Genomic DNA, 7,449 nt, shown 5'->3' on the forward strand with positions numbered 1-7,449 from the left:
TGCCGACGCTGATGAAGGCGGAAGGCTGGCGCTTCACCTATGCGGCAATCGGCATCTTCTGCCTGGTGACAATGGTGCCGCTGGTGCTGATGCTGCGGCGCGGTGCCCCGGCGGCGGCCGTCGCGGGTTCGCCCGGAAGCCGATCGGTGCAGCCGATCTCGCTGTCGCCGGCGGCCTTGCAGGTGCTGCTGGTCGTCGCCGGGCTCGGCTGCTGCGTGGCGATGTCGATGCCGCAAGTGCATATCGTCGCCTATTGCATGGACCTCGGCTACGGCGTGGCGCATGGCGCCGACATGCTGTCGATCATGATGGCCGGCGGCGTCGTCAGCCGGCTGGCGTCCGGCTTCCTCGCCGACCGTATCGGCGCGGTGTGGACATTGATGATCGGCTCGGTGCTGCAGTGCCTGTCGCTGCTGTTCTATATCCCGTTCGACGGGCTTGCCTCGCTCTATGTGGTGTCGCTGGTGTTCGGCCTGTCGCAGGGCGGCATCGTGCCTTGCTACGCGATCATAGTGCGCGATTACATGCCGGCCAGGGAGGCCGGCCAGCGTATCGGCATCGTCATGATGGCGACCATCTTCGGCATGGCGATCGGCGGCTGGATGTCGGGCTGGATCTACGATTTGACTGGTTCCTACGCCGCCGCATTCCTCAACGGCATCGCGTGGAATTTGCTGAACCTGGTGGCGATCGGGCTGCTGTTCTGGAAGGCACGGCGCAGCACAGCCGTGACGGCCTGAGCTCACCGTGCCCAATGGTCCGGGAGCTGCGCGGCTTGACAACCACCCAAGGCTGCGCGACGCCGGAAGGCGAATGGGTGCGGCAACAGGCCGGTTTGGCATGACGACGGTGGCAAAGACCCCGAATATGGTTCCAAAGGCGCTTGGCTGCACAAGCCAGTCGCCAGGAGTGCGTCCTTGACCAAGCCGCGCTCGCGCCGGGGCGGCGGTCGCCCGACCATCGCGGATGTCGCACGCAAGGCCGGCGTCGGCGCCATCACCGTGTCGCGCGCCCTGCGCGAGCCGGAGCGTGTGTCCGAAGAGCTGCGCCGCCAGATCCAGGCCGCCGTCGACGAACTGGGCTACGTGCCGGACCCGAATGCCCGGGCGCTCGCCTCGGCGCGCGCCGAGGTGTTCGGCGTGCTGGTGCCGTCGCTGACCAACAACGTCTTCGCCGAGGTGGTGCGCGGCATCTATGACAGCCTGTCGGCCAGCCCGTTCCGCATCCAGCTTGGCAACACCCACTATTCCGGCCTCGAGGAAGAGCGGCTGCTGCAGGTGTTCGGTTCGCAACGGCCAGCCGCGCTGATCGTCGCCGGCATCGATCAGACACCGGCTTCGCGAAAGCTGCTGGAAAGTGCCGGCTGCCCTGTGGTGCAGGTCATGGAAACCGGTCCAGATCCGGTCGACATGATGGTCGGCTTCTCGCATCTCGATGGCGGCAGGGCGGCGACCGAGCATCTGATCGAGGCGGGCTATCGCCGCATCGGCTTCATCGGCGCGCGCATGGATCCGCGTTCGCAGCGGCGCCTTGCCGGCTATCGCGCGGCGATGGAGGCCGCGGGCCTGTTCGACTCGCGCCTCGTAACCACCACGCCGGTGCTGTCCAGCGTGTCGCTCGGCCGCGAGATGTTCCGCGACGCGCTGGCCAAGGTGCCGACACTCGACGGTGTCTTCTGCAACAATGACGATATCGCGCTCGGCGTCTTGTTCGAATGCCATCGCGCCTCGATCGCGGTGCCGAAGACGATCGGCATCGTCGGTTTCAACGATCTCGACATGATGCAGGTGGCGTTTCCTTCGGTCACTAGCATCCGCACCCATCGTTATGAGATCGGCCGGCGTGCCGTCGCCATGGCGCTGGCGGCGATCGCCGGCAACAGACCGGAGCAACGGATCGTCGACCTCGGTTTCGAACTCAAGCGCCGCGAGAGCACGGCGCGTTGAAACGCACAGGAGCGACTGTGCGAATGCCGGTTTACACGCCAATTTGGTAGCGCTACCATCTCCTCCGGGCAGGTGTATCAACGATAGTTTGCGCCTGTTTATTATACATAAGTGACAACTAATACTTGTTTATTATGGATAATATGATAGTTTTCGCCCCGCTGGCGGCGACAAGGGAGGAACCGGGTCGGCCACCACCGGCGACCAAGGAAGCGCATGACGAGGCGGGAGGTGCCGGTCCATCGCGCGAAAAATTCGCATTGCGAAACGACAATCAGAACTGCAATCGGGAGGATTATCGATGATCAAGTCACTTGTTGGTGGCGTCGTTGCCGCCACTGCATTCGTCATGCTCAATTCGGCCGCCATGGCCGCCGGACCCGAAATCGTGTCGGGTCCCGCCGCTCAGGCGGACTGTTTCGCGCCGTGGAGCGCGGAGACCAAATTTTTCAAATATCCCAAGAAGGAAGGGCCGTTCCGCATCGCCTTCGCCAATGGCTATATCGCCAACACCTGGCGTATCCAGATGGTGCAGACAGCCAAGGCCTACGCCGCACAACCTGAAGTCAAAGCCAAGATCAAGGAATTCAAGGTCGTCTCGACGGGCGAGGACGTGCCGGCGCAGATCTCGGCGATCAACAATTTCATCGATTCCGGCTATGACGCCATCGTCACCGACGCCCAGAACCCGACAGCCTTCGGTCCGGTCATCAAGCGCGCCAAGGAAGCCGGCATCGTTCTGGTCGCCTTCGACAACATCCTTGACACCAAGGATGCCATCAACGTCAATGTCGATCAGAAAGGCCTTGGCGAATTGTGGGCCAAGTGGCTGGTCGCCAAGATACCGAATGGCGGCAAGATCCTGGAAGTGCGCGGCGTCGCCGGCACCTCCGTCGACACCGACCGCCACAACGGCATCCACGAGGTCTTCGCTGCGTCCGGCAAGAAGTGGGACGTCACCGAAGTCGCCGGCAAGTGGGATGACGGCGTGGCACAGAAAGTGACCGCCGATGCGATCGCCACCAACGGTCCGTTCGACGGCATCACCGGCCAGGGCGGCGATACCGGCATCGTGCAGGCGATGATCGACGCCAAGCATCCGTTCGTGCCGTTTGGCGGCGAGACCGAGAACGGCTTCCGCAAGTTCTGCGCCGCGCATTCGGCCGACGGGCTGAAGTGCTCGTCCGCCGGCTCGGGTCCGGCTCAGGTCGCCGTCGCCATCAAGACCGCGATCGCCGCACTCGAAGGCGAGGTGGTACCACAAGAGGTGAAGCTGCCGCTGGCGATCGCCGAAGACCCGAACTTGAAGGAAGGCACGGATTACTTCCCCAAGGAATCCGACAATTTCTTCGTCGGCAATTCCTTCCCGACCTGCGGCATCAATTTCAGCGCCCAGGAAATCATGGGTCAGACCAAGGAAAACCAGTAAATCATCGCTGGCTGTCACCCGGCGCCGCGGCTTGAGCCGCGGCGCTTGTCTCAATTCCACAATCGCCCTGGGAGGGCCGATGGACGGTGCGGCTCCGCTCTTTCGTATGGAAGGCATATCCAAGCGCTATGGCGGTGTACGCGCGCTGGAGAAGGCCGAGCTTGTCGTCGAAGCCGGCAGCATCCACGCCATTCTCGGTGAAAACGGCGCCGGCAAGTCGACGCTGATCAAGGTCATGGCAGGTGTCGTGGCGCCCGATGAGGGCCGCATGACGCTGGACGGGCGCGAGGCGACCTTCGCTTCTCCGGGGGCCGCCAACAAGGCCGGCATCGTCTGCATCTTCCAGGAACTGTCGCTGGTCCCCGAGCTCAGCGTTGCCGACAACATCGTCATTTCCGACCCGCCCAAACGCTTCGGCATGATCGACCGCAAGGCGCAGCGCCGCATCGCCGAAGAAGCACTTGCTCGTGCCGGCGCCGCCGACATCCACCCGCTGGCGCTGGTCAAGGACCTACCGCTGTCGCGCCGGCAGATGGTCGAGATCGCCAAGGCATTGGCACGCAAGCCGCGCATCCTCATCCTCGACGAAGCGACCTCGGCGCTGACGGCAGCGGATGTCTCGAAGATCTTCGCAGTGCTCAAGCGGCTGCGCTCGGAAGGGCTGGCGCTGCTTTACATCTCGCACCGCATGAACGAGATCGCCGAACTGGCGGATCAGTGCACGGTGTTCCGCAACGGCCGCAATGTCGCCAGCTATCCAGCCGGCTCGAAGAGCGACAATGAGGTGGTCGAACTGATGATCGGCCGCGAATACAGCCATATCTTTCCGCCCAAGCCGGCGGCCGTGCCTGCCGCCGCGGCCCCCAGGCTCGAGGCCCGCAAGCTCTCATGGGCCGACCGGCTGCACGACATCTCGCTGACCGTCAGGGCAGGTGAGGTGGTCGGCCTTGGCGGCCTCGACGGCCAGGGCCAGCGCGAATTGCTGCTCGCCTTCTTCGGCGTGCTGCGGGGCCTCAGCGGCCAGATCCTGATCGACGGCAAGTCGGTCTCGATCACCAGCCCATCCGTTGCGCGCGACGACGGCATCGGCATGGCGCTGATTCCCGAGGACCGCAAGACCGAAGGGCTGATGCTGCCGATGACGGTGCGCGAGAACCTGTCCTTCGCGGCGCTCGACCGGCTGTCGAAAGCCGGCATCATCGACCGTGCCGCCGAGCAGCGGCTGATCGACGACATGGTAGGCCTCTTGGCGATCAAGACGGCGGGCCTCGACATTCCGGTCGGCGCGCTTTCGGGCGGCAACCAGCAGAAAGTGGTCATCGCCAAATGGCTGATGCGCCAGCCACGCATCATCCTGCTCAACGATCCGACGCGCGGCATCGACGTCGGCACCAAGCAGGAGCTGTACCAGCTGATGCGCAAACTGGCCGACGCGGGTGCTGCGATCCTGTTCTACTCGACCGACTATGATGAACTGATCGGCTGCTGCGATCGCGTGCTGGTGCTCTATGACGGGGCGGTCAAGCGCGAGCTGGTCGGTGCCGAGATCACCGAGCGGGCGCTGATATCAAGCGCGCTCAATATCCATGGCGAGGACAGCCCGGTGGGCCTGGGAGCAAGCGCGTGAAAGATTGGCGCTACTGGCTGGCCGAGCAGCGCGGAACTCTGCTGGCGCTCGGCATCTTCATCGTCATGTTCGTCATCTACACCTCGAACCATCCGGCGGGCTTCACCGCCAATGTCGTGCAGACGGCGTCGAACAAGGGCGTGCTGCTCGCCTTTGTCGCCATGGCGCAGACGCTGGTGGTGATCACCGCCGGCATCGACTTGTCCGTCGGTATGATCTTCCTGCTCACCAACTGCCTCGCCTCCTGGCTGGTGGTTGGCACGCCGATGCAGACGACGCTCGGTGTCATCGCCGTGCTGGCGGTGGGGCTGTTGTGCGGCGCGATCAACGGCGCCATCGTCATCTATGGCCGGCTGCAGCCGATTGTCGCCACCATTGCCACTGGCGCCGTCTATTACGGCATCGGCCTTTTGCTGCGGCCATTCCCTGGCGGCTCGGTCAATGAGGATCTGGCCGATGCGCTGACCGGCCGTGTGTTCGGCGTGGTGCCGGCGAGCCTGGTCGTCCTGCTGGCCATCGTGCTGGTGATCTGGGTGCCGTTCAGCCGCTCGGTGCTCGGCCGCGCGGCCTACGCGGCCGGCTCGTCGGAGACGGCGGCCTACATGTCCGGCGTGCCGATCCGGCGCGGCAAGTTCGCTGCCTACACGCTGGCCGGCCTGCTGGCGGCGATCGGCGGACTGTTCCTGACTTTCTTCACCTATACGGGCGAGGCGGCCTATGCCAGCGGCAACTCCTACACGCTGTTTTCGATCGCAGCCGTGGTGCTCGGCGGCGTCTCGCTGTTCGGCGGCAAGGGCAGCGCCATCGGCGCCATCTTCGGCGCGCTGGCCTTCCGCACCATCGGCGACCTGTTGTTCGTCTTCGATTTCGATCCGCTCTGGCAGCCGCTGTTCCAGGGCGTTATCCTGCTGGTCGCCGTCAGCCTCGGCGCCTTCGCCCTGTTTCGGGTCCGCAACCGGCTGGAGTGGTTCCTGTGAGCGAAACGACACTTGGCGGCATTGCCGGCCGCATGCCCAGATTCATCCGCCGCGCCGATCCGGCGGTGCTGACGGCCTTTGCCTGCATCGTTCTCTTGCTGTTCCTGGGCAGCCTCTATTCCAGAAGCTTCCTGTCGCCTGAATATCTTCTGCAGCAGCTCAAGGTGGCTTCGTTCCTCGGTGTCATCGCAACCGGCATGATGCTGGTCATCCTGCTCGGTCAGATCGACCTGTCGGTGCCATGGGCGGTGGCGGCGGGCGCCATGATGGCCTGCGCTGCGGCGGCGTACGGCCCGGTCGGCGTGGCGCTGGCCATTCCGTTCGGTATTTTCTGCGGCATGCTGATCGGCGTCGTCAACGGCATCGGCGTCGCCTATCTGCGCATCCCCTCGATGATCATCACATTGGCCACCAACGCTGTCGCGCAAGGGCTGATGGCGGTCTACACAGGCGGCTTCTCGCCGCAGGATTCGGCAACGGGCGCGATGCGCTACCTGGCGACCGGCTTCGCCATTCCGGGCGTGCCCAACGCGGTTATCATCTGGGCGCTGATCGGAGCCGCGATGGTGTTCGTGCTGACCCGTACCAGCTTCGGCCGCACCGTCTACGGCATCGGCAACCGCGAACGCGCGGCCTATCTCTCCGGCATCGATACGCGGCGCGTGGTGATGATCGCCTTCGCCGTCTCCGGCGGGCTCTCGGCTTTCGGCGGCGCGCTTCTGGCTGGCTATGCCTCCAAGGCGGCGCAGTCGATGGGCGACGCTTATCTGCTGCCGTCGATCGCCGCGGTGGTGCTTGGCGGCACCTCGATCCTGGGCGGACGCGGCTCTTATCTCGGCACTGTCGCCGGTGTCATCCTCATCACGCTGCTGCAGTCCATTCTGTCGGTCATGCAGATGCCGGAGGCGGGGCGGCAGATCATCTACGGCGTCGTCATTGTCGCCATGCTGTTGCTCTACGGCCGCGCGCCGGCAAGCCGCTGACCGTGGACGAAAAGGCAACACAGGCGCCAGCGGGCGCTCCCGGCTCGGTGCCTCCGGCCATCGTGGTGATGGGCGTCGCCGGCTGCGGCAAGTCGGCCGTCGGTATTGCGCTGGCGGCCGCTCTGGGCGTTGCCTTTATCGAGGGCGACAAGCTGCATCCGCCGGAAAACGTCGCACGCATGGCAAGCGGCGAACCGCTTACCGATCAACTGCGCGAAGGCTGGCTCAACGCGATCGGCGAGCGCATCGCGGAGTCGGTGGGCAGCGGACAGGGCGTGATTGCCGCCTGCTCGGCACTGAAGCGCAGCTACCGCGACCGGCTGAGAGCTTCTGCCCGGAAATCGTCTTCCTCTATCTGGAGATCGACCCTGCCACGGCCAGGCAGCGTGTCGGCAGCCGCAAAGGCCATTTCATGCCGGCAAGCCTGGTCGACAGCCAGTTCGCCATCCTCGAGCCGCCGGTTGCGGAAGAGCGCGCCTTGACACTC

General features: G+C 64.7%; 6 protein-coding genes and 1 pseudogene. All 7 read left to right on the forward strand.

Going from position 1 to position 7,449, the window contains the following annotated elements; translation table 11 throughout:
• The coding region (locus EN984_RS15450; protein ID WP_164765485.1) for an MFS transporter at positions 1–740 on the forward strand (740 nt) is incomplete at its 5' end.
• Positions 741–917: 177 nt separating this feature from the next.
• Positions 918–1,946, forward strand: coding sequence for a LacI family DNA-binding transcriptional regulator (locus tag EN984_RS15455; RefSeq protein ID WP_127271475.1), 1,029 nt, complete (start codon positions 918–920; stop codon positions 1,944–1,946).
• A gap of 301 nt (positions 1,947–2,247) precedes the next feature.
• Entirely contained in the window at positions 2,248–3,375 is a 1,128-nt protein-coding gene (locus EN984_RS15460; RefSeq protein WP_127273383.1) for a sugar ABC transporter substrate-binding protein, read from the forward strand.
• A gap of 79 nt (positions 3,376–3,454) precedes the next feature.
• Positions 3,455–5,002, forward strand: coding sequence for a sugar ABC transporter ATP-binding protein (locus EN984_RS15465; protein WP_127270183.1), 1,548 nt, complete (start codon positions 3,455–3,457; stop codon positions 5,000–5,002).
• Entirely contained in the window at positions 4,999–5,979 is a 981-nt protein-coding gene (locus tag EN984_RS15470; protein ID WP_127270185.1) for an ABC transporter permease, read from the forward strand. The genes EN984_RS15465 and EN984_RS15470 overlap by 4 nt, the downstream gene beginning before the upstream one ends.
• Positions 5,976–6,962, forward strand: a complete 987-nt coding sequence (locus EN984_RS15475) for an ABC transporter permease (RefSeq protein WP_127383814.1) — start codon at positions 5,976–5,978, stop codon at positions 6,960–6,962. The genes EN984_RS15470 and EN984_RS15475 overlap by 4 nt, the downstream gene beginning before the upstream one ends.
• Before the next feature lie 2 nt (positions 6,963–6,964).
• Positions 6,965–7,449 (forward strand): annotated as a pseudogene (locus EN984_RS15480) (gluconokinase); the annotation flags it as partial.

The sequence above is a fragment of the Mesorhizobium sp. M7A.F.Ca.CA.004.12.1.1 genome, from assembly GCF_003997835.1.
Classification (GTDB): Bacteria; Pseudomonadota; Alphaproteobacteria; order Rhizobiales; family Rhizobiaceae; genus Mesorhizobium.